Annotated in this window: 26 protein-coding genes; 9 read left to right on the plus strand and 17 right to left on the minus strand. The window is 65.2% G+C overall.

All coding sequences use genetic code 11. The features are described 5' to 3' along the window. Nucleotides 1–57: 57 nt before the first annotated feature. The gene (locus QSV36_RS03850) at nucleotides 58–921 is read right to left on the minus strand and encodes a LysR substrate-binding domain-containing protein (RefSeq protein WP_289130020.1); all 864 of its coding nucleotides are present in this window, start codon (nucleotides 919–921) and stop codon (nucleotides 58–60) included. 112 nt (nucleotides 922–1,033) lie between these two features. Here QSV36_RS03850 and QSV36_RS03855 point away from each other — a divergent pair, with 112 nt between their 5' ends. Together QSV36_RS03855 and phnX are read left to right on the plus strand one after the other, a co-directional pair. After that, nucleotides 1,034–2,140 carry a 2-aminoethylphosphonate--pyruvate transaminase gene (locus QSV36_RS03855; protein ID WP_289130021.1) on the plus strand — a complete coding sequence of 369 codons (1,107 nt, stop codon included), beginning with the start codon at nucleotides 1,034–1,036 and terminating at the stop codon, nucleotides 2,138–2,140. A 34-nt stretch (nucleotides 2,141–2,174) separates the two neighbouring features. Continuing rightward, on the plus strand, nucleotides 2,175–3,002 hold the full coding sequence (gene phnX / locus QSV36_RS03860) for a phosphonoacetaldehyde hydrolase (RefSeq protein ID WP_289130022.1): 828 nt from the start codon (nucleotides 2,175–2,177) through the stop codon (nucleotides 3,000–3,002). A gap of 34 nt (nucleotides 3,003–3,036) precedes the next feature. Here the strand turns inward: phnX and QSV36_RS03865 are convergent, their stop codons facing one another. Continuing rightward, the gene (locus QSV36_RS03865; protein WP_289130023.1) at nucleotides 3,037–4,101 is read right to left on the minus strand and encodes an AI-2E family transporter; all 1,065 of its coding nucleotides are present in this window, start codon (nucleotides 4,099–4,101) and stop codon (nucleotides 3,037–3,039) included. A 133-nt stretch (nucleotides 4,102–4,234) separates the two neighbouring features. Between QSV36_RS03865 and trhP the strand changes: the two genes are divergently transcribed. The 3 genes from trhP to QSV36_RS03880 all read left to right on the plus strand — a co-directional run bounded on the left by trhP (nucleotide 4,235) and on the right by QSV36_RS03880 (nucleotide 7,247). Continuing rightward, a complete protein-coding gene (gene trhP, locus QSV36_RS03870; protein ID WP_289130025.1) occupies nucleotides 4,235–5,569 on the plus strand; it encodes a prephenate-dependent tRNA uridine(34) hydroxylase TrhP in 1,335 nt (444 codons plus the stop codon). 106 nt (nucleotides 5,570–5,675) lie between these two features. Beyond that, a complete protein-coding gene (locus QSV36_RS03875) occupies nucleotides 5,676–6,104 on the plus strand; it encodes a DUF411 domain-containing protein (RefSeq protein ID WP_170029148.1) in 429 nt (142 codons plus the stop codon). Between the two features lie 144 nt (nucleotides 6,105–6,248). After that, nucleotides 6,249–7,247, plus strand: a complete 999-nt coding sequence (locus QSV36_RS03880) for an alpha/beta fold hydrolase (protein ID WP_289130026.1) — start codon at nucleotides 6,249–6,251, stop codon at nucleotides 7,245–7,247. Nucleotides 7,248–7,278: 31 nt separating this feature from the next. Here the strand turns inward: QSV36_RS03880 and QSV36_RS03885 are convergent, their stop codons facing one another. The 6 genes from QSV36_RS03885 to QSV36_RS03910 form a co-directional block, all read right to left on the minus strand. After that, complete coding sequence (locus QSV36_RS03885; RefSeq protein ID WP_289130028.1) at nucleotides 7,279–7,860, minus strand: DinB family protein; 582 nt, start codon at nucleotides 7,858–7,860, stop codon at nucleotides 7,279–7,281. Nucleotides 7,861–7,874: 14 nt separating this feature from the next. Beyond that, complete coding sequence (gene zapE / locus QSV36_RS03890; protein WP_289130030.1) at nucleotides 7,875–8,981, minus strand: cell division protein ZapE; 1,107 nt, start codon at nucleotides 8,979–8,981, stop codon at nucleotides 7,875–7,877. A 189-nt stretch (nucleotides 8,982–9,170) separates the two neighbouring features. Beyond that, a complete protein-coding gene (locus QSV36_RS03895) occupies nucleotides 9,171–10,319 on the minus strand; it encodes a PQQ-dependent sugar dehydrogenase (RefSeq protein ID WP_289130031.1) in 1,149 nt (382 codons plus the stop codon). 24 nt (nucleotides 10,320–10,343) lie between these two features. Beyond that, nucleotides 10,344–10,661 (minus strand): hypothetical protein, encoded by a 318-nt coding sequence (locus tag QSV36_RS03900; RefSeq protein WP_289130032.1) that lies wholly within the window; start codon nucleotides 10,659–10,661, stop codon nucleotides 10,344–10,346. Between the two features lie 190 nt (nucleotides 10,662–10,851). Continuing rightward, nucleotides 10,852–11,814, minus strand: coding sequence for an agmatinase (speB, locus tag QSV36_RS03905; RefSeq protein ID WP_289130035.1), 963 nt, complete (start codon nucleotides 11,812–11,814; stop codon nucleotides 10,852–10,854). Between the two features lie 24 nt (nucleotides 11,815–11,838). Next, the gene (locus QSV36_RS03910; protein ID WP_289130036.1) at nucleotides 11,839–12,918 is read right to left on the minus strand and encodes a polyamine ABC transporter substrate-binding protein; all 1,080 of its coding nucleotides are present in this window, start codon (nucleotides 12,916–12,918) and stop codon (nucleotides 11,839–11,841) included. A gap of 102 nt (nucleotides 12,919–13,020) precedes the next feature. Between QSV36_RS03910 and QSV36_RS03915 the strand changes: the two genes are divergently transcribed. Next, nucleotides 13,021–13,911, plus strand: coding sequence for a LysR family transcriptional regulator (locus QSV36_RS03915; RefSeq protein WP_289130038.1), 891 nt, complete (start codon nucleotides 13,021–13,023; stop codon nucleotides 13,909–13,911). Between the two features lie 84 nt (nucleotides 13,912–13,995). Here QSV36_RS03915 and QSV36_RS03920 read toward each other — a convergent pair whose 3' ends face one another. Then, nucleotides 13,996–16,419, minus strand: a complete 2,424-nt coding sequence (locus QSV36_RS03920) for a TonB-dependent receptor (RefSeq protein ID WP_289130214.1) — start codon at nucleotides 16,417–16,419, stop codon at nucleotides 13,996–13,998. Between the two features lie 148 nt (nucleotides 16,420–16,567). Then, a complete protein-coding gene (locus QSV36_RS03925) occupies nucleotides 16,568–17,689 on the minus strand; it encodes a sigma-70 family RNA polymerase sigma factor (RefSeq protein ID WP_289130040.1) in 1,122 nt (373 codons plus the stop codon). Between the two features lie 134 nt (nucleotides 17,690–17,823). On the opposite strand from QSV36_RS03925, the gene QSV36_RS03930 reads away from it, so the two are divergent. Next, nucleotides 17,824–18,306 (plus strand): LEA/WHy family protein, encoded by a 483-nt coding sequence (locus QSV36_RS03930; RefSeq protein ID WP_289130042.1) that lies wholly within the window; start codon nucleotides 17,824–17,826, stop codon nucleotides 18,304–18,306. Nucleotides 18,307–18,324: 18 nt separating this feature from the next. On the opposite strand, the gene QSV36_RS03935 is transcribed toward QSV36_RS03930, so the two are convergent. Next, nucleotides 18,325–18,588, minus strand: a complete 264-nt coding sequence (locus tag QSV36_RS03935; protein ID WP_289130043.1) for a hypothetical protein — start codon at nucleotides 18,586–18,588, stop codon at nucleotides 18,325–18,327. A gap of 122 nt (nucleotides 18,589–18,710) precedes the next feature. On the opposite strand from QSV36_RS03935, the gene QSV36_RS03940 reads away from it, so the two are divergent. After that, a complete protein-coding gene (locus QSV36_RS03940) occupies nucleotides 18,711–19,031 on the plus strand; it encodes an ElaB/YgaM/YqjD family protein (RefSeq protein WP_225777085.1) in 321 nt (106 codons plus the stop codon). A 22-nt stretch (nucleotides 19,032–19,053) separates the two neighbouring features. Here QSV36_RS03940 and QSV36_RS03945 read toward each other — a convergent pair whose 3' ends face one another. Continuing rightward, nucleotides 19,054–19,671 (minus strand): MiaE family protein, encoded by a 618-nt coding sequence (locus QSV36_RS03945; RefSeq protein ID WP_186678418.1) that lies wholly within the window; start codon nucleotides 19,669–19,671, stop codon nucleotides 19,054–19,056. A 153-nt stretch (nucleotides 19,672–19,824) separates the two neighbouring features. Here QSV36_RS03945 and QSV36_RS03950 point away from each other — a divergent pair, with 153 nt between their 5' ends. Further along, on the plus strand, nucleotides 19,825–20,688 hold the full coding sequence (locus tag QSV36_RS03950; RefSeq protein WP_289130046.1) for a universal stress protein: 864 nt from the start codon (nucleotides 19,825–19,827) through the stop codon (nucleotides 20,686–20,688). A 178-nt stretch (nucleotides 20,689–20,866) separates the two neighbouring features. Here the strand turns inward: QSV36_RS03950 and QSV36_RS03955 are convergent, their stop codons facing one another. The 5 genes from QSV36_RS03955 to QSV36_RS03975 form a co-directional block, all read right to left on the minus strand. Continuing rightward, complete coding sequence (locus QSV36_RS03955; protein WP_289130049.1) at nucleotides 20,867–21,070, minus strand: formate dehydrogenase subunit delta; 204 nt, start codon at nucleotides 21,068–21,070, stop codon at nucleotides 20,867–20,869. Beyond that, nucleotides 21,067–23,949: a formate dehydrogenase subunit alpha gene (gene fdhF, locus QSV36_RS03960; RefSeq protein WP_289130051.1), complete on the minus strand. Its 2,883-nt coding sequence runs from the start codon at nucleotides 23,947–23,949 to the stop codon at nucleotides 21,067–21,069. Before fdhF ends, QSV36_RS03955 begins: the two co-directional genes overlap by 4 nt. Continuing rightward, nucleotides 23,946–25,505: a formate dehydrogenase beta subunit gene (locus QSV36_RS03965; RefSeq protein WP_289130054.1), complete on the minus strand. Its 1,560-nt coding sequence runs from the start codon at nucleotides 25,503–25,505 to the stop codon at nucleotides 23,946–23,948. Before QSV36_RS03965 ends, fdhF begins: the two co-directional genes overlap by 4 nt. Continuing rightward, nucleotides 25,499–25,981: a formate dehydrogenase subunit gamma gene (locus QSV36_RS03970; RefSeq protein WP_289130056.1), complete on the minus strand. Its 483-nt coding sequence runs from the start codon at nucleotides 25,979–25,981 to the stop codon at nucleotides 25,499–25,501. The genes QSV36_RS03965 and QSV36_RS03970 overlap by 7 nt, the downstream gene beginning before the upstream one ends. Before the next feature lie 307 nt (nucleotides 25,982–26,288). After that, entirely contained in the window at nucleotides 26,289–26,945 is a 657-nt protein-coding gene (locus QSV36_RS03975; protein ID WP_289130058.1) for a DUF998 domain-containing protein, read from the minus strand. Between the last annotated feature and the right edge of the window lie 17 nt (nucleotides 26,946–26,962).

Here is a 26,962-nt window from a genome sequence, read left to right on the forward strand (position 1 = left end):
CGACGACGGTGTCCGCTCAATTCCGGCCATCTTAGGCCGCCCCATGCAAAACAGCCATCACAGCCCCGCAGCCAGGCCCAGGAAGGCCTGGATCAGGCGCAGCTCACGGCGGCGCTCCAGGCAACCAACCAGGTGCTGATTGACCAGGCCTCGACCGGCCAATGGCCGCGCCACTACCCGTGGGTCATTGGCCACTTCGGTCGACGACACCACGCCGATACCCAATTCGCAGGCGACGGCCTCGGTCACCGCTTCACGGCTGTCCAGCTCCAGCAATACCCGAGGCTGCACAGCGGCCTGGCTGCACGCCTGGTCGAAGGTGCGACGGGTGGTGGAGTTCGGCTCGCGCAGCACCATGATCTGCTGGTGCAGCGCCGCCAGCGGCAGGTCACCCTCGCCGCTGGCCCAGGCATGCCCGGCCGGCAGCAAGGCACACAGCCGCGACTCGCACAGGTTCTGCAAGTGCAGGCCCTTGCGCGGCTCGATCTCGGTCAGCACCGCTACATCGGCGTGTTCGCCAAGCAGTGCCGCGAGGGTCTCCTGGGCATTGCCCAGGCGCAGGTTGACCGTAATGCCCGGGTAGCGCTCGCGCAACAGTGCCAACATCGGCATGACCCGGTGCGGGCCATCGGCCGCCACCTCCAGGCGCCCGGTCAGCAGTTGGCGGTTGGCCTCGAGCATGACCTGCGCCTCTTCGGCCAGGCCGAACATGGCGCGGGTGATAGCCGCCAGGCGGGTGCCCTCTTCGGTCAACTCCACCCGCCGCGCAGTACGCCGCAGCAAGGTGATCTGGTAGTGCTCCTCCAACGCTTTCACGTGCCCGGTCACCGCCGGCTGGCTGATGAACAGGCGCGCCGCAGCACGGGTAAAACTGCCCTCACGGGCGACCGCATCGAAAGCGCGCAACTGGAACAGGTTCATGCGTATCAGCCTGACTTATAGCTTGGATAACAACAAACAATTTGATTGATAGAAGCCTGAATTGCAACCTAGGCCCGCTAGTTTCAGCCCACCGCTTGCGAGGAATAACGGCATGAGCAACGCCCCGATTCTGCTGACTCCCGGCCCCCTGACCACATCGATGCGCACCCGCCAAGCCATGCTGGTGGACTGGGGTTCATGGGACCGCGACTTCAACCAGCTGACCGCCAGCGTATGCGAGCAGCTGCTGGCGATCATCGATGGCAGCGCCAGCCATCACTGTGTCCCCCTGCAGGGCAGCGGTACCTTCGCCGTGGAAGCCGCCATCGGCACCCTGGTGCCACGTGACGGCAAGGTCCTGGTATTGATCAACGGCGCTTATGGTCAACGCCTGGCGAAGATCTGCAAGGTCCTCGGCCGCGCCTTCAGCACTTTCGAAACCGCAGAAGACCAACCGACCACCGCCGCCGATGTCGAGCGCCTGCTGGCCGCCGACCCGACGATCAGCCATGTCGCGCTGATCCATTGCGAAACCAGCACCGGCATTCTCAACCCGCTGCGCGAGATCGCCCAGGTAGTCAAAGGCCACGGCAAACGCCTGATCATCGACGCCATGAGCTCGTTCGGTGCACTGCCCATCGATGCCCGCGAAATCCCCTTCGAGGCACTGATCGCCGCTTCCGGCAAGTGCCTGGAAGGCGTCCCAGGGATGGGCTTCGTGTTCGCCGAAAAAGCCGCCCTGGCCGCCGCCGAAGGCAATGCCCACTCGCTGGCCATGGACCTGCACGACCAGCACGCCTACATGGCCAGGACCGGCCAATGGCGCTTCACCCCGCCAACCCATGTGGTGGCCGCGCTGCATGAAGCGCTGCAACAGTACAACGAGGAAGGGGGCCTGCCAGCGCGTCATCGGCGCTACGCCGACAACTGCAAGACCCTGCTCGCCGGCATGGCCGCCATCGGCCTGCGCAGCTTCCTGCCGGCCGAGATCCAGGCGCCGATCATCGTCACCTTCCATGCGCCGAACGATGCCCGCTATCAGTTCAAGGACTTCTACGAGCGGGTCAAGGCCAAGGGCTTCATCCTCTACCCGGGCAAGCTGACCCAGGTCGAAACCTTCCGCGTCGGCTGCATTGGCGTGGTCGGGGCGGACGGCATGCAAGCCGCCGTGAATGCCGTGGCCGACGCGCTGCGGGAAATGGAAGTACTGGATATCTGACCCGTTGCCCACCCGAATTCAGGAATCAGCGCACATGAACTACAGCAACCCCACCCAACTGCAGGCCGCCATTCTCGACTGGGCCGGTACCGTGGTCGACTTCGGCTCCTTCGCCCCGACCCAGATCTTTGTCGAAGCCTTCGCCGAATTCGATGTGCAGGTCTCCATCGAGGAAGCCCGCGGCCCGATGGGCATGGGCAAATGGGACCACATTCGCACCCTGTGCGATGTGCCGGAAATCGCCGAGCGTTACCGCCAGGTGTTCGGCCGCACCCCGACCGATGATGATGTCACCGCCATCTACAACCGTTTCATGCCGCTGCAGATCGAGAAGATCGCCGTGCACTCGGCGCTGATCCCCGGCGCCCTGGAAACCCTCACCGGGCTGCGTCAGGACGGGCTGAAGATCGGCTCGTGTTCTGGCTACCCGAAAGTGGTGATGGACAAGGTGGTGGCGCTGGCAGCACAGAACGGCTATGTGGCCGACCACGTGGTGGCCACCGATGAAACCCCGAACGGCCGCCCCTGGCCGGCCCAGGCCCTGGCCAACGTGATCGCGCTGGGCATCGACGATGTGGCAGCCTGCGTAAAGGTCGACGACACCGTGCCGGGCATCCTCGAAGGCCGTCGTGCCGGCATGTGGACCGTGGCCCTGGTGTGTTCGGGCAATGCCCTGGGGCTGACCTGGGAAGGCTACCGCGCGCTGAGCGCCGAGCAGCTGGAAAGCGAACGCCAGCGCATCCACGCGCTGTTCGCCGGCTCCCGTCCGCACTACCTGATCGACACCATCAACGAACTGCCCGAAGTGATCGCCGATATCAACCGGCGCCTGGCCAAGGGCGAGATGCCGCAGGCATCCTGAACCTTCATCGGGGCCGCGCTGCGGCCCATCCCTCCTATTCCGGCAACTGCACCTGTGGCTTGGTCGCGGCGAAGATCGCCCAGCTCGACACGAACAGCGCCGCGATCAACGGCCCGATGACAAAACCGTTGAGGCCGAACACGGCCAGCCCGCCCAAGGTCGACACAAGGATCAGGTAATCCGGCATGCGCGTATCCTTGCCCACCAGGATCGGCCGCAGCAGGTTGTCCACCAGGCCGATCACCAGCACGCCGAACGCGGTCAGGATGACCCCCGGCAGGATCGCCCCGGTCAGCAGGAAATACGCCGCTACCGGCGCCCATACGATGCCCGCGCCCACCGCCGGCAGCAACGACAGAAACGCCATCAGCACCGCCCACACCAGCGCGCTGGGAATGTCCAGCACCCAAAAGATGAAGCCGCCCAGCGCCCCTTGGGTAATGGCCACCAGTACATTGCCTTTCACCGTCGCCCGCACCACACGGTTGAACTTCAACTGCAGGCGGCGCTTCTGCTGCTCGGGCAGTGGTACCGCCAGCCGCACCCGGCGGGCGACCTCCGCGCCTTCGCGCAGGAAGAAGAACAACAGGTACATCATGACGCCGAAACTGACCACGAACTCGAACGTGCCCTGGCCAAAGCTGAATGCCCGGCTGGCGAGCACCTGGCTACCCTGGGTCGCCCACTTGCTGATCTTGTCGCGCAACCCGTCCAGGTTACCCATGCCCATGCTGTCCAGGCCGCGCTGGGCGAAGGTCGGGAGCATGTCCTTGCCGCGCTCGACATAGCCGGCGATGTCCAGTTGCCCGCTCTCGATGCGCTGGTACAACACGGCGCCCTCCTGCACCAGCAGGGCGCTGGTGATGATGACCGGCAACACCGCCACCAGCAGGCACACCAGCAGGGTGGTGGCCGCAGCCAGGTTGCGTCGGCGCCCGAAGCGGATCAACAGGTGGCGCTGCAACGGGGCGAACAGGATGCCGAGTATTACCGCCCAGAAAACCGCGCCATAGTAGGGCAGCAGGATCCATACGAAGGCAATGGTCACCAGCGCCAGGAGCACTGCCAGGGCTCGGTTCTGTAAAGCGGTTTCGTTCATCGCCTGTCCTCGCGTGGCTTCTGGGATATTAGTGCGCGCCGCGTGGGTAAAAGTGCCACGCTTTCCTTGATGCAAATCAATACTCGCAATGTCCGTGAGCACTAGCATCCGCGCTTTTTGCCCCGGTGCGCACATGAACCCTACCGCCAAGCCCGAACTGCTGGCCCCCGCCGGCACCCTCAAGACCATGCGCTACGCCTTTGCCTATGGCGCCGACGCGGTCTACGCCGGCCAGCCGCGCTATAGCTTGCGGGTGCGCAACAACGAGTTCGACCATGCCAACCTGGCACTGGGCATCCAGGAAGCGCATGCCTTGGGCAAGCGCTTCTATGTGGTGGTCAACATTGCCCCGCACAATGCCAAGCTGAAGACCTTCCTCAAGGACCTGGCGCCGGTGATCGAGATGGCGCCGGACGCGCTGATCATGTCCGACCCTGGCCTGATCATGCTGGTGCGCCAGCACTTCCCGCAGATGCCGGTGCACCTCTCGGTGCAGGCCAATACGGTCAACTGGGCCAGCGTGCAGTTCTGGCAACAGCTGGGCCTGAGCCGGGTCATCCTGTCGCGCGAGCTGTCGCTCGAAGAAATCGAGGAAATCCGCCAGCAAGTGCCGGACATGGAGCTGGAGGTGTTCGTCCACGGCGCCCTGTGCATGGCCTATTCCGGGCGTTGCCTGCTGTCGGGCTACCTCAACAAGCGCGATGCCAACCAGGGCACCTGCACCAACGCCTGCCGCTGGAAGTACGACGCCACACCCGCCACCGAGAATGCGACCGGCGACATCGTGCGCGAAGTACAACCGACCCTGGGCCTGGGTGCACCGACCGACCAGCTGTTCCTGCTCCGCGAGAGCAACCGCCCCGGCAGCGAAATGCCTGCATTCGAGGACGAACACGGCACCTATATCATGAATGCCAAGGACCTGCGTGCCATCCAGCATGTCGCCCGCCTGGCCGACATGGGTGTGCACTCGCTCAAGATCGAGGGCCGCACCAAGTCGCACTTCTACTGCGCGCGTGCCGTGCAGGCGTACCGCCAGGCCATCGACGACGCGGTGGCCGGGCGGCCATTCGACCGCGCGCTGATGGACAACCTCGAGTCGCTGGCACAACGTGGCTACACCGAAGGCTTCCTGCGCCGCCATGTGCACGACGAATACCAGAACTACCAGCGCGGCAACTCGGTATCCGAGCGCCAGCAGTTCGTCGGTGAGCTGACCGGGGCGCGTGTCGATGGCCTGGCCGAAGTCCGAGTGAAAAACCGCTTCGCGGTGGGCGACCACCTGGAGCTGATGACGCCGCGCGGCAACTACCACTTCGACCTGCACCGCTTGTGCAACCGCCAGCAGCAGCCGATCAAGGTGGCGCCAGGTGACGGCCATGTGGTGTACCTGCCGATTCCCGAGCAGGTGGTCCTCGACTACGCCCTGCTGATGCGCGACCTCGGCAGTGACGAGGTGGCCAGCTGACAATCCTGTAATGTGCGTCTCAGCTGCCTGACAGCTGCCAGGGGCGAACATCTTGCAAGCCGCTTACACTAAGCGGCTGACCTACCGCTGGAAGGAGTGCTTCCCCATGCTGCGCAAACACCTGCTGACCCTGGGCCTGCTGGCCGTCACCGGCCTGGCCCAGGCCGCCGAGACCATCGACGTGTACCGCGACCCCAATTGCGGCTGCTGCAAAGCCTGGATCAGCCACCTGCGCGACAACGGCTTCACCGTCAATGACCACGTCGAGCCGAACATGAGCGCGGTCAAGCAGCGCTTGGGCGTGGCGCCACGCCTGGCGTCCTGCCACACCGGGGTGATCGACGGCAAGTTCGTCGAAGGCCACGTGCCGGCCGAACAGGTACGCCTGCTGGCCAAGCGCAACGACCTCAAGGGCCTGGCCGTGCCGGGCATGCCGATGGGCTCGCCGGGCATGGAAATGGGTGATCACAAGGATGCCTACCAGGTCATCGGCGTGACCCAGGATGGCCAGGACACCGTGGTCGCCAACTACTGATACCGGCCACCCGCGCCGGCACTGATACAGCAGGCGAAAAACCAGCCTGACCGGTTTCATGCCTGGTAACACCTTTCCCGCTCCGTGTGGTCCATCGACTGTTACAGTCGCCTATTCCTACATGGTCCTACACGGAGTGCCCCCATGCTGCGCGCAACCGCCCTGGCCCTGGCCTGCCTTGTCGGCAGCCCGGCCATCGCCGCCGAGTCGCCCACCTACGGCCCCCAACTCGAAGGCTTCAGCTACCCGTACCCACTCAGGCATTTCAATTTCCAGTCCCAGGGCCAGGCCCTGCAGATGGGTTACATGGACGTACCCGCCCAGGGCCAGGCCAACGGCCGCAGCGTGGTGCTGATGCACGGCAAGAACTTCTGCGCCGCCACCTGGGAAACCACCATCGATGCCTTGAGCAAGGCCGGCTACCGGGTTATCGCCCCCGACCAGGTCGGTTTCTGCAGCGCCAGCAAGCCGGCGCATTACCAGTACAGCTTCCAGCAACTGGCGAGCAACACCCACGCCCTGCTCGAACAGCTGGGCGTGAAGCAGGCCATAGTGCTTGGCCATTCCACCGGCGGCATGCTCGCCACCCGCTACGCGCTGATGTACCCGCAACAGGTGGAACGCCTGGCGCTGGTCAACCCCATTGGCCTGGAAGACTGGAAAGCCCTGGGCGTGCCCTACCGCACGGTGGACCAGTGGTATGCCCGCGAACTCAAGCTGGACGCCGACGGTGTACGCGAGTATGAGCGCAAAACCTACTACGCCGGGCGCTGGAAGCCGGAGTACGAGCGTTGGGTACAGATGCTGGTCGGCCTCAACCAGGGGCCGGGGCATGAAGCGGTGGCATGGAATTCGGCGCTGATCTACGACATGATCTTCACCCAGCCGGTGTATTACGAATTCAAGGACCTGCAGATGCCGTCCCTGCTGCTGATCGGCGACCAGGACAGCACGGCCATCGGCAGTGATATCGCGCCGCCGGAGGTGAAGGCCAGGCTGGGCAAGTACGCCGTGCTGGGGCCACAGGTGGCCAAGCTGATGCCCAAGGGTGAACTGATCACCTTCGAAGGCATGGGCCATGCGCCGCAGATCGAAGAGCCGGTGCGGTTCAACCGGACGCTGGTCGAGTGGCTGAGCAAATGAACCGGTAGTCGAGGGGCTGCTTTGCAGCCCCCTAACCTTTCCAGATTTGCGCCTCGGTCCAGCCCAATTCGGCAAAATCGCCTGCCCGCAAGCCAGCTTCTTCCTCGCAGAAAAATTCGTCCAGCTGTGGCGGCCGGATTGCCGTGTCGCTGAGCATCGCGTGCACTTGCCCTCGGTGATGCACCTGGTGCTCGAACAGGTGTGCCAGCAGGCGCAAGCGTTGCTCGCGCTGTACCCGGTCGGGCCGCACGATGTTCAAATAGCGCCCCAGTTCGTCATCATGCAAACCACGACAATAGCTGATCAGCCGGTGATCGGCCTGGGCCTGTTCGGCCTGCAGGTCGGTACAGGTGGCAAACGGCTGTTCCGGTTCGAAGAAGCGCTCGCCATCGGCGTCGGGCAACTCCCCACGTTGCTCGCACTCGAGCATGTGCAGGTAGAACCAGTCCACCGTCAGCAGGTGGTTGAGGGTGGCCTTGATCGATGGGAAAAAGCTGCAGCGCGGGGCAACGAATTCATCCTGGGTCAGTTGCAGGCAGGCCTTGTACAGGCGGTGGTTGGCCCAGCCATTGTTGTAGGCCTGGGTCAGCAGATAGTGCGACAACGGCTCCATGGCTACACTCCTTTTCAGGCAAAGCGTTGCAGTTGCATCTCCCGCAGCCGGCTCAGGGTCCGTTGGTACGGGAACGCCAGATACCCTTGAGTGTAGAGGGCATCGAGCGGCACCTGTGCTTCCAGGTACAACGCTACCCGGCGGTCGTAGCATTCGTCGACCAGGGCAATGAAGCGGCGCACCGCATCATCCTTGGGTGACAGCGCCGGCAGTTCACGCTCACCCGCCACCACCCGCTGCGCGCCGTCCTCGGTGCCACGGGCGATGCGCCCGGCCCGCTGTTCGCCGCCCAGCGCCGGTATGCCCGATACCAGGATGGCCGGGAACCGGTCGCACAGGGCCATGAACTCCGTGGCCGCCAGCGGTTGTTCGCACAAATCGCTGAAGCGGCACCAGATAGCCTGCTCGCTGCGCCGCACCACCTGCACCTGCCTGGCACCGAGGGCCAACGGCTGGTCGTGGCCGCTGTCGCTCGGGCTGAGTTGGCGGAACACTTCAGCCAACGGGCTGGCCTGCCCCGCCTGCGCCACCCAGTAACGCTGGTGGGCGGCACCGGGGTGCAGGCGATGGTCCTGCTCGCCGGCTACCGGCAGTACCTGCATGTGCCGCTGGATGGCGGCGATGGCGGGCAGGAAACGCTCACGGTTGAAGCCGTCGCGATACAGCTGTTCGGGTGGCTGGTTGGAGGTGGCGACGATGACCACGCCCTGTTCGAACAGCACCTGGAACAGGCGACCGAGGATGATCGCGTCACCGATGTCGTTGACGAACAGCTCGTCGAAGCACAGCACGCGGATCTGCCCGGCCAGCTCCCGGGCCAGCGCCAGCAGCGGGTCGGCGGTGCCGTTGAGCTGGAACAGGCGCTGGTGGACCCAGGCCATGAAATGGTGGAAGTGCTGGCGCCGGCTGGGCACCTGCAGGCACCGGTGGAACTGGTCCATCAGCCAGGTCTTGCCACGGCCGACCGGGCCCCAGAGGTAGATGCCCTGGGTGGGGTGGCCTTGTCCGACGGCCTGAAAGCAGGCTTGCAAGGCCTCGACGGCGCAAGCCTGGGCGGGGTCGGCAACATAGCCTTGGGTGGCCAGGGCTTGCTGGTAGAGGGAGTGGGGATCGATAGCCATGCGGCATTCTACACGGCTGGCATACCGCGGACCTTGTGGAAAAAACGGTCTTATCTGAATTCAAAAGGCTGCCGCGATCCCTGTGGGAGCGGGCGTGCCCGCGAACACGGGCGAAGCCCGCGCCATCCTCCGCGGCGCCTGCTTCGCGGGTATGCCCGCTCCCACAGGGGCCGCGTACAGCAGTGGTGATCAAGCGTCGCCCAGGCCTACCTTGAGCAGCGCACCGTCCTTGTCGTCGGTCAGTACATACAGGTACCCGTCCGGCCCCACCCGTACATCGCGGATACGCGCCTTGAGCTCACCCAACAGCCGCTCTTCATGCACTACCTTGTCGCCATCCAGCTGCAGACGGATCAGTTCCTGGGTGGCCAGCGCGCCAATGAACAGGTTGTGGTCCCACGCCTTGAACGTCGGGCTGTCGTAGAACGCCATGCCGCTGACCCCCGGTGACTGCTCCCAGACATGCTGTGGGTCGACCATCCCGTCCACGTGCTTGCCCTCGGCCTCGGGAACAGGCAGCAACGAGTAGTTGATGCCATGGGTCGCCAGCGGCCAACCGTAGTTCTTGCCAGGCTTGGGGATGTTGATCTCGTCGCCGCCACGCGGGCCGTGCTCGTGGGCCCAGAGCTTGCCAGTCCAGGGGTTGAGCGCGGCGCCCTGCGGGTTGCGATGGCCGTATGACCAGATCTCCGGCCGCACATTGTCCCGGCCGACGAAGGGGTTGTCCTTGGGTACCTCACCGTCTGGCAGGATGCGCACGATCTTGCCTTGCAGCTTGTCCAGGTCCTGGGCGGTCGGGCGCTGGTTGTTCTCGCCGAGGGTGATGAACAGGTAGCCGTCGCGGTCGAACATCAGGCGCGAGCCGAAGTGGTTGCCGACCGACAGCTTGGGCTGCTGGCGGAAGATCACGTTGAAATTTTCCAGCCGGGCACGGTCGCTGGAGAGCTGGCCACGGCCCACTGCGGTACCGGCCTTGCCATCACTGCCCTCCTCGGCATAGGCCAGGTAGACGGTGCGGTCCTTGGCGAAATCCGGTGACAGCACCACATCCAGCAGGCCGCCCTGGCCTTCGGCCCAAACCTTGGGCACGCCGCTGATCGGTGGGCCAACCTTGCCTTCGGCGTTGACCAGCCGCAGGTTACCGGCGCGCTCGGTGACCAGCATGTCCTTGCCGCCCGGCAGGAACGCCAAGGCCCACGGGTGGCGCAGGCCATCGGCTACGGTGTTGACGGTCAGGCTGCCTTCTTCGCTGCGAAACTGCTGTTCGGCCGCCGCCTGCGCCAACAGCGGCAGCAGTGCGGCGGCAGTAACGGTGACAAGCCAGGTTGCGTGGCGCATGCAGGATTCCTTTGCGTATTTGGCTCACGGCGCGCGCGGGTTGTCGCGGGGCGGCCGGGTGGGTTCCAGGTTCGGGGTCTGTTGCTGGCGACGCAGGTTGTCGCCGTTGCCAATGCCACGATTATCCAGCGTGGGTGGGCGCGGGGAAGGCTCGGTGGACGGGCCACGCAGCGGCGGCGTGGCCGGCATGCTGCCCTGGCGACTGTTGGGGTTGGCGCGCTGGATCGGGCTGTTGTAGGGGTTGTTGTCGCTGGCGGCAATTTGCATGGGTGGCGCGACTGCGGCGTGCGCGGGCAAAGACAGCGCCAGGCCGAGTGCCAGGATGGGCCATATCGGGGTCATGCTTCACCTCCTGTACGAAATTGCCGCGCTCGGTGGGTTGGATAGCCTACGGCGCGAAGGGTTCGCGGCAAAAGTGTGAATGCGGGCAGAGATGATTCCTGATGTTTCAGTATGGGCTTCGGGGGCGGCTTCGCAGCCCTTCGCGATACATGGCCGCTACCGAGAAACCGCTCTCCCCGGCCCCGATTATCTATTGGTCCTTCACCTTGTGCCGCGCTGCATACAGGCACAGCATTTCCATTGCCAGGGTAGCCCCTGCCAGCGCGGTGATATCGGCGTGGTCATAGGCCGGCGCCACCTCCACCAGGTCCATGCCCACCAGATTGATACCGCGCAAGCCACCGAGAATTTCCAGCGCCTGCAGCGTGCTCAGCCCGCCGCACACCGGCGTGCCGGTACCGGGCGCGTAGGCCGGGTCGAGGCAGTCGATATCGAAGGTCAGGTACACCGGTCGTTCCCCCACCCGTTGGCGAATCGCCGCAATCACCGCCTCGGTGCCCTGGCGATGCACCTGGCGGGCATCGAGGATGGCAAAGCCCTGGCTATCGTCATTGGTGGTGCGCAAACCGATCTGTACCGAACAGGCCGGGTCCACCAGGCCTTCACGGGCGGCATGCCAGAACATGGTGCCGTGGTCGATGCGCTGGCCCTCCTCGTCCGGCCAGGTGTCGCTGTGCGCATCGAAGTGGACCAGCGCCAGCGGGCCGTGGCGCCGGGCGTGGGCCTTGAGCAGCGGATAGCTGATGAAATGGTCGCCACCCAGGGTGAGCATGGCGCAGCCCGCCTCCAGGATATGCGCCGCATGGGCCTCGATGCTGTCCGGGACCGATTGCGGCGTGCCGCTGTCGAAGGCGCAATCGCCGTAATCGATCACCGCCAGGTGGTCGAACGGGTCGAACGTCCACGGCCAGTGTCGGGCCCAGGCCTGCTGCACCGAGGCGGCGCGGATCGCCCGCGGGCCGAAACGCGCGCCGGGGCGGTTGCTGGTAGCCGTATCGAACGGCACCCCGCTGACGACCACATCGACGCCGCGCAAATCGCGGCTATAACGGCGGCGGGAAAAACTGGTGATACCGGCATAGGTACTTTCCGCGGCGGTGCCATACAGGCTGTCGCGGGTCATGGCCTGGTCATTGTCTGCAGCGTGCTCCACGGTCGGGCTCCTCTTCATCATCGGTTACTGGCGGCTGCGGAAGGCGATCCACAGGCGGTTGCGCTGGCGCAGGTCGGCCAGGGCCATGCTGCGGTCGGCATATAGCCGCTGGCGTACCGCCTGCGGCGGATAGATATCCGGGTCATTGCGCACGGCTTCGTCCACCAGCGGCGTGGCTGCCTGGTTGGCGTTGGCGAAGAACAGCGTATTGGTCAGCGCGGCGACCGACTCGGGCTTGAGCATGAAGGCAATGAACGCCCGCGCCGCTTCGGGGTGTGGCGCGTCCCTGGGGATGACTAGGTTGTCCTGCCAGACCAGCGTACCCTCGCGGGGAATGCGGTAGATCAGTTCGAACGGCTTGCCGGCGCGGCGCGCCTGGTCGGCCGCCATCGCTGCATCGCCGTTGTAGGTCAGTGCCAGGCACACGCTGCCGTTCGCCAGGTCGCTGATCTGCCGGCCATTGGCGACGTAGCTGATCGAAGGCTGCAACTGGCTCAACAGCTGCTGCGCCGCAGCCAGGTCGGCCTTGTTCTGGCTGTACGGGTCCTTGCCCAGGTAGTTCAGGGCGACGCCGATCACTTCCTGCGGCGAGTCGGGCATGGCGATGCCACAGTCCTTGAGGCGGCTGGCGTACTCGGGCTTGAACAACAGGTCGAGGCTGTCCAGCGGCACATCGCCCAGGCGCTGGCGTACTGCTTCGACATTCACCCCCAGGCCCAGGGTGCCCCAGGTGTAGGGCACGGCATGGCGGTTGCCGGGGTCGGCCTCGGCGAGCTTGGCCAGCAGGTCCGGGTCGAGGTTGGCATAGCCGGGCATGCCCTGGGCATCGAGCGGCTGCAGGGCATTGGCCTTCAGCGCGCGGGCCAGTACGCTGGAGGACGGCACCACCACGTCGTAGCCACTGCCCCCGGTCAGCAGCTTGGTTTCCAGCACCTCGGTAGTGTCGAAGGTGTCGTAGCGCACCTTGTAGCCGGTCTCCTGCTCGAAGCGCTGCAGGGTTTGCGGGGCGACGTAGTCGGCCCAGCTGTAGAGATTGACGACCTTTTCCTCGGCCTGAAGCGGCAAGGCCAGGAGCAGAGACAGCAGGCACAACGAGCGATGCATGGCGGACACCTCGGCAAATGGGTGGATGCCGCGAGCATGGCAGCCGGGTTACATTGCAGGAATGGCAAGTTTGCAAAGCTGACATTCACCAGGAGCAATGTAATGCTCGGACAACTGCACGACCCCGACCTGCACCTGCTTCGGCTGTTCGTCACTGTAGTCGAGGCCGGTGGCTTCAGCGCCGCCCAGGGCGTACTGGGCCTGAGCCAACCCACCATCAGCCAGCGCATGGCGCAGCTGGAGACGCGTTTGGGCTACCGCCTGTGCAGCCGGGGCAAGGGCGGTTTTGCCCTGACCGAAAAAGGCGCGTTACTGCTGGACGCAACGCGTGGCCTGCTGCTGGACATCGAGCGCTTCCGCCAGCAGGCCAATGGCGTTGCCGGGCAGTTGTTGGGGACGGTTCGGGTCGGCATGGCAGAGAACCAGGACAAGGCGGTGAACCTGCGGCTTGCAGCGGCCATCGCGGCGTTCCGTCGGCGTGCCGAAGCGGTGCAGCTGGAGCTGATCAGTGCGCCACCGGCGGAGCTGGAGCGGCTGTTGCTGGAGCAGCGGCTGGATTACGCCATCAGCTATTTCTCCGGCAACCAGGCGGCGTTCGATTACCAGCCGCTGTTCGAGGAGCGGCAGCGGCTGTATTGCGGCAACGGGCATGTGCTGTTCGGCGTAACAGGCGTGGCGCGCGAACGCTTGCTGGAAATGGACCAGGTGCGCCATCCGTACCGGTTTCTCAAGGGCGGCGAGCCGTTCCAGAGCCGGCGCAGCATGGCAGTCGCGGAGCAGATCGAGAGCGTGCTGACGTTTGTCCTGTCGGGGCGGCATATCGGTTACCTGCCCTGTCATTACGCGCAGACGTGGGAGGATGCGGGGCTGTTGTGGGCGTTGGATCCGGGGCTGGATTTCGTGGTGCCGTTTACCTTGGCCCGGCATCGCGCGCAGGGGGTTGGCGAGGCACAGCAGGCATTTGCGCAGGATTTGCTGGCGGCGTTTGCCTGAGCACCGCTTCGCGGCTTGCCCGCTCCACAGGTACCGCGTTGGTGCGGTACTGCAGGAGCGGCCAGGCTCGGTTTGGGGGCCAGGTTAGTAAGCCATGCTCCAGGTCAGGGTGTAGGTGCGCCCACGCCCCTGGTAGTCATACAGGTACGCCGGCCCGTAGGTTGGCGAGTAGAACAGCGTCGCGCGCTGCCCCCAGACCGTGCTGTACTGCTTGTCCAGCAGGTTCTGGATGCCGGCGCTGAAGGTGCCGAAGCCGGTGTCCTGGCTACCCAGCAGGTCGAAGGTGGTGTAGCCGTCGATCTCGTGGTCGGCGTCGTCCTTCAAGCTGAACGCGTGGTTGGCCTGCAACCGCGCCGTGCGCCCGTCACCCTTCCAACCGACAAACGCGGTGGCCTTGGACAGCGAGGCATAGCGGGCATCCCGCTTGATCCAGTCGCCATCGGCGTCCTCTTCTTCGGAACGGGTCAGGTGCAACGTGCCGCCGGTTTCCCAGCCGCTCTGGAAGTGGCGGGTCAGCGCACCTTCGAAACCGAAGTCACGGCTCTTCTGCTCTTCCACATCGATGGTCAGGGTTTGCGAATCGACGTTGATGATCTTGTCCGACCAGATGTAGTACAGCGCTGCCTGGGCATCCCAGTCCAGGTCGGCATAGCGCCAGCCCAGTTCCACCTGGCGGCTCTTGATGCCGGCCAGCGGGTTGTCGGCGACACTCAGGCCGGGCTTGCCGTAGTACTTGGCCGGGTCGGGCAGGTCGAAACCTTCGCCGTAGTTGGTCCACACCTGGTGGCCGTTCTTGAAGTCGTAGATGGCGCCGACGTTGAACAGGTTGACCTGGTAGTCGTTGCTGCCGCCCGGCACACCCTTGAAGTCGCTGACGTCCACGTCCATCTGCTGACGCCGGGCGCCGCCGGACAGGGTCAGGTTGTCGTTGGCATGCCAGTCCAGCTGGGCATATACCGATACACCGTCGACCTGATAGCTGGGGTAGCGCGCGGCCTTGCTGTCCTTGTCCAGCTGCAAGCCGCCGGATTCGGAGGAAGTCCGGGCGTTGAAGGTGGTCTGCTGGGCATTGAAACGCTCATGGTCCAGATCGACACCATACGTCAGCTTCAGCGTGTCCCACTGCTTGGCAAACAGGCCCTTGAGGCTGGTGACCTCGAAGTTCTGCTGCGAAGCGGCAAAGTACACCCCGCGCGAGCCCGTGGGGGTGGCGCGGTTGTAGTACGGGAACGGGTAGAAGTTATCGTTTTCCTTGCGGTAAGAGGCCTGCAGGTAGAAATCCTGGCCCAGCACGTCGGTGTGGTGGTAGTTGGCGTTGAGCAGCAGGCGCCGGGTACGCGGCTCCAGGCCCGACGAGTAGCCGCTGCGCAGCTCGGCGTCTTCCAGGTCGGACGGGGCGTTGTAGTTGAGGTTGGGGAAGTAGATACCCGTGCTGCCATGGTTACCCGAGTCATAGTACTGGGCCAGCAGGTCGAGGCTCTGCTGGTCGTTCAATTGCAGCCCGAGAGTACCGAGCACGTCGACAGTGCGGTTGTACTGCAGGTCGGTCTGGGTGTTGTCGATGAAGATCTGCTCGCCCGCGCCGTCGTAAAAGGCCTCGTTCTGCTCGCCGGAGATACCCAGGCGGGCATTGACCCGCTCGTTGCCACCACTGATCGACTGGGCGATACGGGTGGCCAGGTCGTCGCTGTTGTTGAAGCCGCTGCTGGCGCCAAGCTGGGTCTCGAAGCGCGCCGGGCCCGGTTCGCCCTTCTTGGTCACGATGTTGATGATGCCGCCAGTGGCGCCGCCGCCGTAGATGGCGCTGGCGCCGGACAACACCTCGACCCGCTCGACGTTGAACGGCGAGATGCTGTCGAACTGGCGCGACAGGCCGCGCGAGCTGTTCTGGCTGACCCCGTCGATCATCACCAGTACGTTGCGCCCGCGCATGTTCTGGCCATAGTTGGTGCGCCCTTCCGGCGCCAGGTCGAGGCCTGGCACCAGTTTGCCGATGGCTTCCTTCAGGCTGACACCGCTGTCGATCTGCTCGCGCAACTGCTGCTGGTCGACCACCCAGACGGTGCCGGGGATTTCACTGATCGCGGTACTGGTGCGCGAGGCCACGCTGACTTCGATCGGCTTGAGGTTGACGGCCTGCGGCGCCGTCTCGGCCTTGTGCAGGGTCACCGTGCCGGCATCGCTGAACTGCCAGCGCATGCCGCTGCCGGCCAGCAGCTGCTGCAGCGCCTGCTCGATGCTGTAGCTGCCCTGCAAGGCCGGGCTGGCCTGGCCGGCGACATCAGCGGTGGTGTACAGCAGGTGCAGGCCGGCCTGGTCGGCGAAGTGGGTCAGGGCCTGGTCCAGGGGTTGGGCTGGCAGGTCCAGCTGGACCTGGCGCGCCTGGACCTGGGCCTGGTCGGCAGCAGTCGCGGCGCCGGCCTGCAGCGGGCCGAGCAACAGGGCCAGGGCACTGCAGGAGATCAGGGCGTGGTGAAAAGGGACACGGCGGGGCAAGGGCTTGAGCATCAGAGGCACGGATGAGCTTCCAGACAAGTCGTAAATGAGAATGAGTTGCTGATCAGTCTCCCTACGACGATCTGGCGTGCCGAAACTTGCAGTGGCAAATGGAAAATATTTCCATTCCCGTGCCCGCGAAGCGGCACGCACAGGCAAATCAATAAACCACTGCAAGCCACGGCAGGTAGGTAACCCGCAGGCCATAGCGCTGCTCCAGGGTCCGCAGCAGGGCTTGCGGCTCATCGAGGTCGAACACCCCGCTGACTTCCATCGCCGCCAGCTTGCTGTCCGACAACACGATCCGCCCATGCCGGTAACGCTCGAGCTCCGCCAGCACCTGCCCCAGCGGCTTGCCGTTGAAGATCAGTTTGCCGCGCTGCCAGGCCATCTGCGCGCTGGCATCGGCAGCGACGGGCAGCGCATGCCCGCCAACCCTGGCCTGGCCACGCGCCAGCACCACATGGCCATCACGGCGTACGCTGAAGGTGGCCGCACTGCCCTGCACAGGCTCGCCGGCGGTGTCGACCACAAACGGCCGCGGATCATCGCGGGTCTCGAACAAGGCCTCCCCGGACTCCAGCACTACCCGCCGTTCATGGTCATTGAACACCACGCTCAAGGCACTGGCGCTGTTCAGCGTCACCCGCGAACCGTCGGCCAGGATAATGACCTGCCGCTGCCCTACCCCGGTGTGATAATCCGCCAGCAGCACCGGCGCCTGCTGCCAACCGGCCGCACCAACGGCCAGCAACAGTGCCGCAGCCAGCCCTGCCTGCCTGAGGTGGTTGCGGCAATGGCGCAGGGCCTGGCCGATGTACTTGGCCACCATGCTCTCGGAGACGCCCAGCCGTTGTGCAACCTGTGCCTGGGTCAGACCGTCGATGCGGTTGAGCAACAATGCCTGGCGGGCATTGGTGGGCAGCTGCAGCAGCGCCTGGTCGAGGGCTTGCAAGCGCTCGCGGGCCAGCAACGCAGCCTCCGGCGCCGGTGCCGGGCAGGCTACTTCGCCGGCCTCGTCGCCATACCCGTGGCTGGCCGCGATGCGCTGTTCGCGCCGCAAGGCATCGATCGCCAGGTTACCGGCCACGCGGAAGATGAAACGCCGCGCGTGCAGCACCGGTACCGCCTGCTGGTCGATGTTGACCAGCTTGAGGTAGGTTTCCTGCGCCACGTCGGCGGCACGCTGGCGGTCGCTCATGCGCCGGGTCAAGAACTGCAGCAGGTCGTCGTAGTGTTCCTGGAAACTCGTCAACAGGCCCGACACGGGTGAAGTCAGCATGGGGTAGGTACGGCCAGTAAGAGAAATTATCGGACGTGAATGAGAAACAGTATCTTTCATCTGTACCGACACTTTCAACGCCGTCGCGCATTTGCCACACTGACCGACCGCTCACTACGACAAGGTCGTCCGCCATGACTGCCCGTCTGTATCGCTACACCCGCCTGTCGCTGATCGTGCTGCTGGCCTGCGCCCAGGCGGCCTGTGCCCTGTTCCAGCCACGCGACCCGGTGACGATCAGCGTGATCGGCATCGAGCCGCTGCCAGGGCAGGAACTGGAGCTGCGCATGGCCGTGAAAATGCGCGTGCAGAACCCTAATGAGACGCCAATCGACTACGACGGCATTGCCTTGAACCTGGAGGTGAACGGCCAGCCGCTGGCCGCTGGGGTCAGTGACCAGCAAGGGCATATCGGCCGGTATGGCGAAGCAGTGGTCGTGGTGCCGGTGAGCATCACGGCGTTCGCCTTCCTGCGCCAGGCCTATGGGCTGGGCCAGGTGGATTCGCTGCAGGGCTTGCCTTACAAACTGCGCGGCAAGCTGGCCGGCGGCGCGCTGGGGACGGTGCGTTTCAGCGACGAGGGCCAGCTGGACCTGCCCAAGGGCGCCTACCGCTAGGCGCCGGGCCAGGGCTGCTCAGCGGTTGGCGTTGGCGGCGGCCATCAGCTTGTTGACTTCGCTGCGCACCATGTTGGCGTATTCCGGTGGCGACATGCCGTCCAGCTCGGCACGCACCCACTCGGCCCACTTGCCCTTGCGCCGGGGTTTTTCGGCGATCAGTCGCGCCGCTTCGCCCTTGGCCTTGCCCAGGTTGTTCTGCCACAGCTCGAACAGCCGGGCCTTCTCTGCCTCGATCTGTGCCCGTTCCTCGAAGCTCATGTTGGCCAGATTGAAACTCATGAATCACCTGCCTGATCGTAAATGGCGGCTATCTTACACCAACAGCTCAGCCACGCGCCGAAGCAACTTTTCTGGCGCACCAGTATCCATTGTTCAAACCAACCATCGACGAGGACGCGTTCATGGCCCGCAAAAACGCCACGCTGACTGACAGCGATCAGATCAAGGACCAGGTATTCAGTGAACTGCAGGCGCTGATCGAAGAATCAGAACGGCTGCTGAACGATAGTGCCGCCCTGGTAGGCGACGAGGCAGAAACCTTGCGCGCCCAGGTGAGCCTGAAACTGCGTCAGGCGCGCCATGCCGCCAACAGGGTGCGCAACAAGGCACAACCGATGGTGGAGGCAACCCAGGACTACATCGGTGGCCACCCGTGGCAGACCGTGGCGGTTTCTGCCGGCCTCGGTCTGCTGGTCGGGCTGCTGCTGGGGCGCCGCCACTGATGCCCGGGCCGCCGGGTGCGAATCAGGCGGCCTGCGCCAGCGGGATACCACTGTGGAAGCGCAGCTCCTGATCCGGTGACTGGATCAGCTCGACTTCCGCTGCGCGGACCAGTTCCACCCGGCGGGCAATGTCTGCCTCATCGCCGTAGTGATGCGCCAGTTTCAGGTAGCCCTGGTAGTGGCGCGCTTCGCTTTTCAGCAGGCCGTGGTAGAAGCGGCCCAGTTCCTCGTCCAGGTGCGGCACCAGCGCGGCAAAACGCTCGCAGCTGCGCGCCTCGATGAACGCCCCGACTACCAGCGTATCGACCAGCTTGACGGGCTCGTGGGCACGCACCAGGCGCCGCAGGCCCGACGCATAGCGCCCCGCCGACACCGGGCGCAGCGGCACGCCACGGCGTTTCATCAGGCGTAGCACCTGCTCGTGATGCACCAGCTCCTCGCGGGCCAGGCGCGACATCATGTTGATCAGGTCAAGGTGCGTATTGTACTTGGCGATCAGGCTCAACGCGGTGCTGGCTGCCTTGAATTCGCAGTTCTTGTGGTCGATCAGCAGGGTTTCCTGGTCGGCCAGCGCCGCTTCGATCCAGGCATCTGGCGTCGGGCAACCAAGAAAAGCGTCGATTTCGGGGATCAGGGACATAAGCGTGCAACCACACAGGCCAGGCAGGGCTGGCGATTATACCGGCGGCGACGGGCGACGCCAGTGACTATGCTTGATGTGTATCAAGCGCCAGTGGGGGTAGCGCCGACTATAGTCAGGCATTGGTCGCCACCTTGAACGGAGTTCACGCCCATGCAAGCCGTCCGCAGCATCCTCGTCGTGCTCGACCCCGCGCACGCCCACAGCCGGGCCCTGACCCGGGCCAAGCTGATTGCCGGCGTCACCGGCGCGCGCCTGCACCTGCTGATGTGCGACAAGAAGCATGACCACAGCGCACTGCTGAGCCTGCTCGGCAGCCAGCTGCATGATGACGGCTACGACAACGTCACCCATGAACAGGCCTGGCATGACAGCTTGCATGAATCGATCATCGCGGTGCAGCAGGCCGAAGGCTGCGAGCTGGTGATCAAGGAACACCGCCCGGACAACCCGCTGAAAAAGGCCCTGCTCACCCCCAGCGACTGGAAACTGCTGCGCCAGTGCCCGAGCGCCGTGCTGATGGTCAAGAGCGAGCGACCATGGACCGGTGGCAACATCCTCGCCGCCGTGGACGTGGGCAACCAGGACGAAGACCACCGCCGCTTGCATGCGAGCATCATCGACCATGGCTTCGAGATCGCCACACTGGCCCATGGCGAGCTGCATGTGATCAGCGCCCATCCCTCGCCAATGCTGTCGGCCTCGGACCCGGTGTACCAGTTGAGCGAGACCATCGAACAGCGTTATCGCGAGGCATGCCTGGCGTTCCAGGCCGAGTACGACATCAGCGAGGAGCGCTTGCACGTGGCCGAAGGGCCGGCGGATGTGCTGATTCCGCATACCGAGCGGAAGCTCGATGCGGTGGTGACGGTGATCGGTACGGTATGCCGCACGGGCATTTCCGGGGCGTTGATTGGCAATACCTCGGAAGTGGTGCTGGATGCGCTGGTGGGGGATGTGCTGGTGCTCAAGAGCGAAGAGGCCATTGCCCACCTGGCGGAACTGGCCCGCGGCTGAAACCAGCCTGTCGCGACCCTGTCGCCGCTCCGACAGTTGGCGCCGTACCTGTAGGAGCGGCTTCAGCCGCGAACACCGGCATAGCCGGTGCCAGCCACCGCGTCGCCGGCTTCGCGGATAAATTGACGCGGTGCCTGTGAGCGCTGGCCGGCGATGGGCTGCAAAGCAGCCCCGGTGGCTAGCCCAACGCCTCCCGCACCTTCGGGTCAAGCCCCTCCCCCGCGTGGGCCTCACTCCATTGCGCCAATTGCCGGCGCATCGCCGGCGTCCAGAAGCTCTGCAGGTGGTTGCGTACCCCTTGCACCGCCAGCGCGTGGTCCGGCTCGCTGTCGAAGTAATGGGCAATCTGGTTGGCCATCTTGACCAGGCTGTCGGCACTCATCGGCGCACCTCGGCCTTCTCTGCGCTACGGCGCTCCTGCAGCAACCGCTGCTGCTCCTCGCTGAAGTCCTGGTAACGCTTCTGCCACTGCGAAGGCTGGAACACCTTCACCACCTCCACCGCCGTCACCTTGTACTCGGGGCAGTTGGTGGCCCAGTCGGAATTGTCAGTGGTGATCACGTTGGCCCCCGATTCGGGGAAGTGGAACGTGGTGTACACCACCCCCGGCGCCACCCGCGTACTGACCTTGGCGCGCAGCACGGTCTGTCCGGCGCGACTGCCGATGCCGACCCAGTCCCCATCGTGGATGCCGCGGCTTTCGGCGTCGTTCGGGTGAATTTCCAGGCGGTCGGCGTCATGCCAGGCGACGTTGGCGGTGCGCCGGGTCTGGGCGCCGACGTTGTACTGGCTAAGGATGCGCCCGGTGGTCAGCAGCAGCGGGTAGCGGTTGTTGACCTTCTCGTCGGTGGCCACGTAACCGGTGAGCATGAACCGCCCCTTGCCGCGCACGAACTGGTCGATGTGCATGGTTGGCGTGCCGTCCGGCGCAGCGTCGTTGCACGGCCATTGCAGGCTGCCGTGACGGTCGATCTCGGCGTAGCTGACGCGGTGGAAGGTCGGCGTCAGGCGGGCGATCTCGTCCATGATCTCGGACGGGTGGCGGTAGTTCATCGGGTAGCCCAGGGCATGGGCCAGGGCCACGGTTGCCTCCCAGTCGGCCTTGCCCGCCAGCGGCTCCATCACCTTGCGCACGCGCGAGATGCGCCGCTCGGCATTGGTGAAGGTGCCGTCCTTTTCCAGGAACGAGCTGCCCGGCAGGAACACATGGGCAAACTTGGCGGTCTCGTTGAGGAAGATGTCCTGCACCACCACGCACTCCATGGCCAGCAAGGCTGCGGTGACGTGCTGGGTGTTGGGGTCGCTCTGGGCAATGTCCTCGCCCTGGCAGTACAGCGCCTTGAAACTGCCGTCCAGCGCCGCCTCGAACATGTTGGGGATACGCAGGCCCGGGTCAGGCTGCAGGGTCACGCCCCAGGCACGCTCGAACTCGGCGCGGACACCCTCGTTGGAAATGTGCCGGTAGCCGGGCAGTTCGTGGGGGAACGAGCCCATGTCGCAGGAACCCTGCACGTTGTTCTGCCCGCGCAGCGGGTTCACCCCGACCCCTTCACGGCCGATGTTGCCAGTGGCCATGGCCAGGTTGGCGATGCCCATCACTGCGGTACTGCCCTGGCTATGCTCGGTCACGCCCAGGCCGTAGTAGATGGCTGCGTTGCCGCCGGTGGCATAGAGCCGGGCGGCAGCGCGGATCTGTTCGGCCGGTACGCCACACACCGGGCCGAGCACTTCGGGGGCATTCTCCGCCAGGCTGACAAAATCGCGCCAGCGGGTGAATGCCTCGGTCTCACAGCGCGCGTCGATGAAGTCCTGGGCCAGCAGGCCTTCGCTGACGATCACGTGGGCCAAGGCATTGAGCATGGCCACGTTGGTGCCCGGGCGCAACTGCAGGTGCAGCTCGGCGCGGGCATGCGGCGAATCGACCAGGTCGATGCGGCGTGGGTCGATCACGATCAGCCGCGCGCCCTGGCGCAGGCGGCGCTTGAGCTGCGAGCCGAACACCGGGTGCGCGTCGGTGGGGTTGGCGCCGATCACCAGCACCACGTCGGCCTGCATCACCGAATCGAAGCTCTGGGTACCGGCGGACTCGCCCAGGGTTTGCTTGAGGCCGTAGCCAGTGGGCGAATGGCACACTCGCGCGCAGGTGTCGACGTTGTTGTTGCCGAACGCGGTGCGTACCAGCTTCTGCACCAGGTAAGCTTCTTCGTTGGTGCAACGGCTGGAGGTGATGCCGCCAATCGAATCGCGCCCATACTTGAGCTGAATGCGGCGGAACTCGCTGGCCGCGTAGCTCACCGCCTCGTCCCAGCTGACTTCCTGCCAAGGGTCTTCCAGGCGCTTGCGGATCATCGGCTTGGTGATGCGGTCCGGGTGGGTGGCGTAGCCCCAGGCGAAACGGCCCTTGACGCAGGCATGGCCGTGGTTGGCGCCGCCGTTCTTGTCGGGCACCATGCGCACCAGCTGGTCGCCTTTCATTTCGGCGCGGAACGAGCAGCCGACGCCGCAGTAGGCGCAGGTGGTAACGACCGAGCGCTCGGGCTGGCCCAACTGCACCAGGCTCTTTTCCGTCAAGGTTGCGGTCGGGCAAGCCTGCACACAAGCACCGCATGACACACATTCGGAGGTGAGGAAGTTGTCCCCTCCCGCCGCCGCCACGCGGGACTCGAAGCCGCGGCCGGTGATGGTCAGGGCGAAGGTGCCCTGAATGTCCTCGCAAGCACGCACGCAGCGGCTGCAGACAATGCACTTGCTTGGCTCGTAATCGAAATACGGGTTGGACACGTCTTTCTTTTCAGCCAGGTGGTTGGCCCCGTCGTAGCCATAGCGCACCTCGCGCAGGCCGACCTGGCCGGCCACGGTCTGCAGCTCGCAGTTGCCGTTGGCGGAACAGGTCAGGCAGTCCAGCGGGTGGTCGGAGATGTACAGTTCCATGACGTTGCGGCGCAGCCCGGCCAGGCGCGGGGTTTCGGTGCGCACCACCATGCCTTCGCTGACCGGCGTGGTGCAGGACGCCGGGTAGCCGCGCATGCCTTCGATTTCCACCATGCACATGCGGCACGAACCAAAGGCTTCGAGGCTGTCGGTCGCGCACAGTTTGGGGATGCTGGTGCCGAGCATGGCGGCGGCACGCATTACCGAGGTGCCGGCAGGCACGGTGACGGACCGGCCATCGATGCTCAGGCTGACCTGCACCTCGCTGTCACGCGCCGGGGTGCCGAGGTCGCTGCTTTTATCAGAAGCGGGGTCGAAGAAATTGATCACTGCGCGGCCTCCGTGTGGGTCAGCCCGAAATCGGCGGGGAAGTACTTCAGGGCGCTGGCTACCGGGTAGGCGGTCATGCCGCCCATGGCGCACAGCGAACCGTACTGCATGGTGTCGCACAGGTCGCGCAGCAACAGGGCCTGGTCATGGCGCTCGGTCAGGTCGCTGGTGGCGATCAGGCGGTCGACCACTTCCATGCCGCGGGTCGAGCCGATGCGGCACGGGGTGCACTTGCCGCAGGATTCCTCGGCGCAGAATTGCAGGGCGAAGCGCGCCATACTGGCCATGTTCAGGGTGTCGTCGGCCACCACCACACCGCCATGGCCGAGCATCGCGCCCATGGCCGCGAAGGCTTCATAGTCCAGCGGCGTATCGAAATGGCTGGGCGGTACCCAGGCGCCAAGCGGGCCACCCACCTGCGCCGCCTTCAGCGGCCGACCACTGGCCGTGCCGCCGCCATAAACTTCCACCAGCTCGCGCAGGGTCAGGCCGAAGGCTCGCTCGACCAGGCCACCGTGGCGAATGTTGCCGGCCAGCTGGAACGGCATGGTGCCCAGCGAGCGGCCCATACCGAAGTCACGATAGAACGCCGCGCCCTTGGCCAGGATCACCGGCACCGAAGCCAGGGTCAGTACGTTGTGCACCAGCGTCGGCAAGCCGAACAGGCCTTGCAGCGCAGGCAGCGGTGGCTTGGCACGGACGATGCCGCGCTTGCCTTCGATGGACTCGAGCAATGCGGTTTCTTCACCACAGATGTAGGCACCGGCGCCAACCCGCACTTCCAGGTCGAAGGCCTGGCCGCTGCCGGCCACGTCGCGGCCAAGGTAGCCGGCATTCCGGGCGATGGCGAAGGCCTGGTCGAGCACGCGGATGGCGTCGGGGTATTCCGAGCGCACGTAGATGTAGCCCTTGTCGGCGCCCACGGCGAGGCCAGCGATGATCATCCCTTCGATCAGCAGGAACGGGTCGCCTTCCATCAGCATGCGGTCGGCGAAGGTCCCCGAGTCGCCTTCGTCGGCGTTGCATACCACATACTTCTGCCCTGCCCCGGCGTCGCGCACGGTGCGCCACTTGATGCCAGCCGGGAAGGCCGCGCCACCGCGGCCACGCAAGCCGGAATCGAGCACGGCGGTGACCACATCGGCACCACCCAAGGCCACAGCCGCTTCAAGGCCGGCGAAACCGCCATGGGCACGGTAATCGTCCAACGACAGTGGCCGGGTGATGCCGGCACGGGCAAACAACAGGCGCTGCTGGGTCTGGAGATACGGAATTTGTTCGACCGGCCCCAGCGCCAGCGCGTGGCCAGCAGGTTCGCCGGCCAGAGCATCGAGCAAGGCCGGTACGTCTTCAGGGGTGAGCGGGCCAAAACCCAGGCGCCCTTGCGCGCTGTCGCACTCCAGCAGTGGCTCCAGCCAGTAGAGCCCACGTGAGCTGGTGCGCTGGATGTCCACCGCCAGCTGGCGGCGTTCGGCCTCGCGCTGCAAGGCATCGGCGACCTGGTCGGCGCCAACCGCACGGGCGACCGAATCACAGGAAATGTACAGCTTCAGCATGCGGCGTCCTCCCGGCAGGCGTTGACCAAGACCCGCAGGCGTTCGGGAGTGAGGCGCGCATGTACCTGGCCATCCAGCTCCAGGGCCGGCGAGCAGGCGCACGCCCCCAGGCAATAGACCGGGCGCAGGCTGATGGCCCCGTCGGCGCTGGTGCCATGGTCGTCCAGTGCCAGCTGTTCACGCAGCTGCGCGGCCAGCGCCTCGGCGCCACGGCTCTGGCACGACTCGGCGCGGCACAGGCGCAGGGTATGGCGTGCCGGCGGCGTAGTGCGAAAATCGTGGTAGAAACTGATCACCCCGCGGACCTCGGCCAGGCTGAGGTTCAGGGCATGGGCAATCTCGGGGACGGCGGCATCGGGGACATAGCCGATGGCGTGCTGGATGGCATGCAGGATCGGCAACAGGGCGCCGGGGGTATCCTTGTCGCGCGCCAGGATGTCGTGGATCACGGGCAGGTGGAGCAAATCATCAGGCATACAGCGGACCTCGGCATCACGGACCCGCCTGAATGGTTGTATGGGCAGGTATCCGGCGTGTTCTGCTGCGGCGCGCCGGCCACGTCACGGTTGCGTGGTGCCAGCGGCCTCCTTGCCTGCGGCCGTACGTCTGCGCGTACTGGTCCGAGGCATCCTGCAAGCATGGCACTTGTGGCGCCGGAGGGTTGCGTGCGAACGACCAGGCGCATCCTGAAACCGACGCGGGGTTCGCACTGCTGTTCGGGCTGCGCGGGCGTACTGTTGCAGGTGCGGCCTGGTGATCAGTGCTTCCGCCTTTGGCAGGCGTTCACAGATGCCGCTGGAGCACCGCTGCAGGCTGTGTCTGGTGGCTACGCAGCGCAGCCCATGCCAGCGCAGCGACCCAGACCACAGACACGCCGTAATTGAGTCGCTGATACAGGCCAAACCCGTGTCCGTCGGCCATGGCTTTGCCCATCATCGCCACGGTGGCGATTGCCAGGACCAGACAAAGCGCAGAGAAGCCTGCGAACACCGACGAGCAGAGCAACCGCTTGCCCAGCCAACACCCCAGCGCGCTCGCCAGCGTCAACGACAGGAACATGACCAGGCCTGCCGCATTGTGGATGTGCTGGGAAATGGAAGGCTGTGCCGGTACGCAGCCCTCGTCACAGGCGAACAGGCCCGTGGCGAAACTGGCCAGGCCGTGAAGCAATATCAACGCAGCGCTGAACAGGGCCAGGCGCGAACCGGCGAAACGGCGCGCCACACCCAACGCGAAAAGCGCGAACAGCAGCCCCAGAGGGAAATTGTTCACCCACGCGGAATACGCATGAGTCGGGGCGCCCTTCGCCCCTAGCTGGCTCATCGCCTGATCGAGGTGGCTGTAGCCCGGATAGCCAAGCGCGGTCAGGGATACGCCAAGCAGGAGCCAGACTGGAATCAAAAGCCCTGCGCCCAGCAAGGCCCGGTCGGTGTTGTTCATGTTGATGCACTCCTTTG

The organism is Pseudomonas sp. BCRC 81390, assembly GCF_030341915.1.
Lineage (GTDB): Bacteria > Pseudomonadota > Gammaproteobacteria > Pseudomonadales > Pseudomonadaceae > Aquipseudomonas.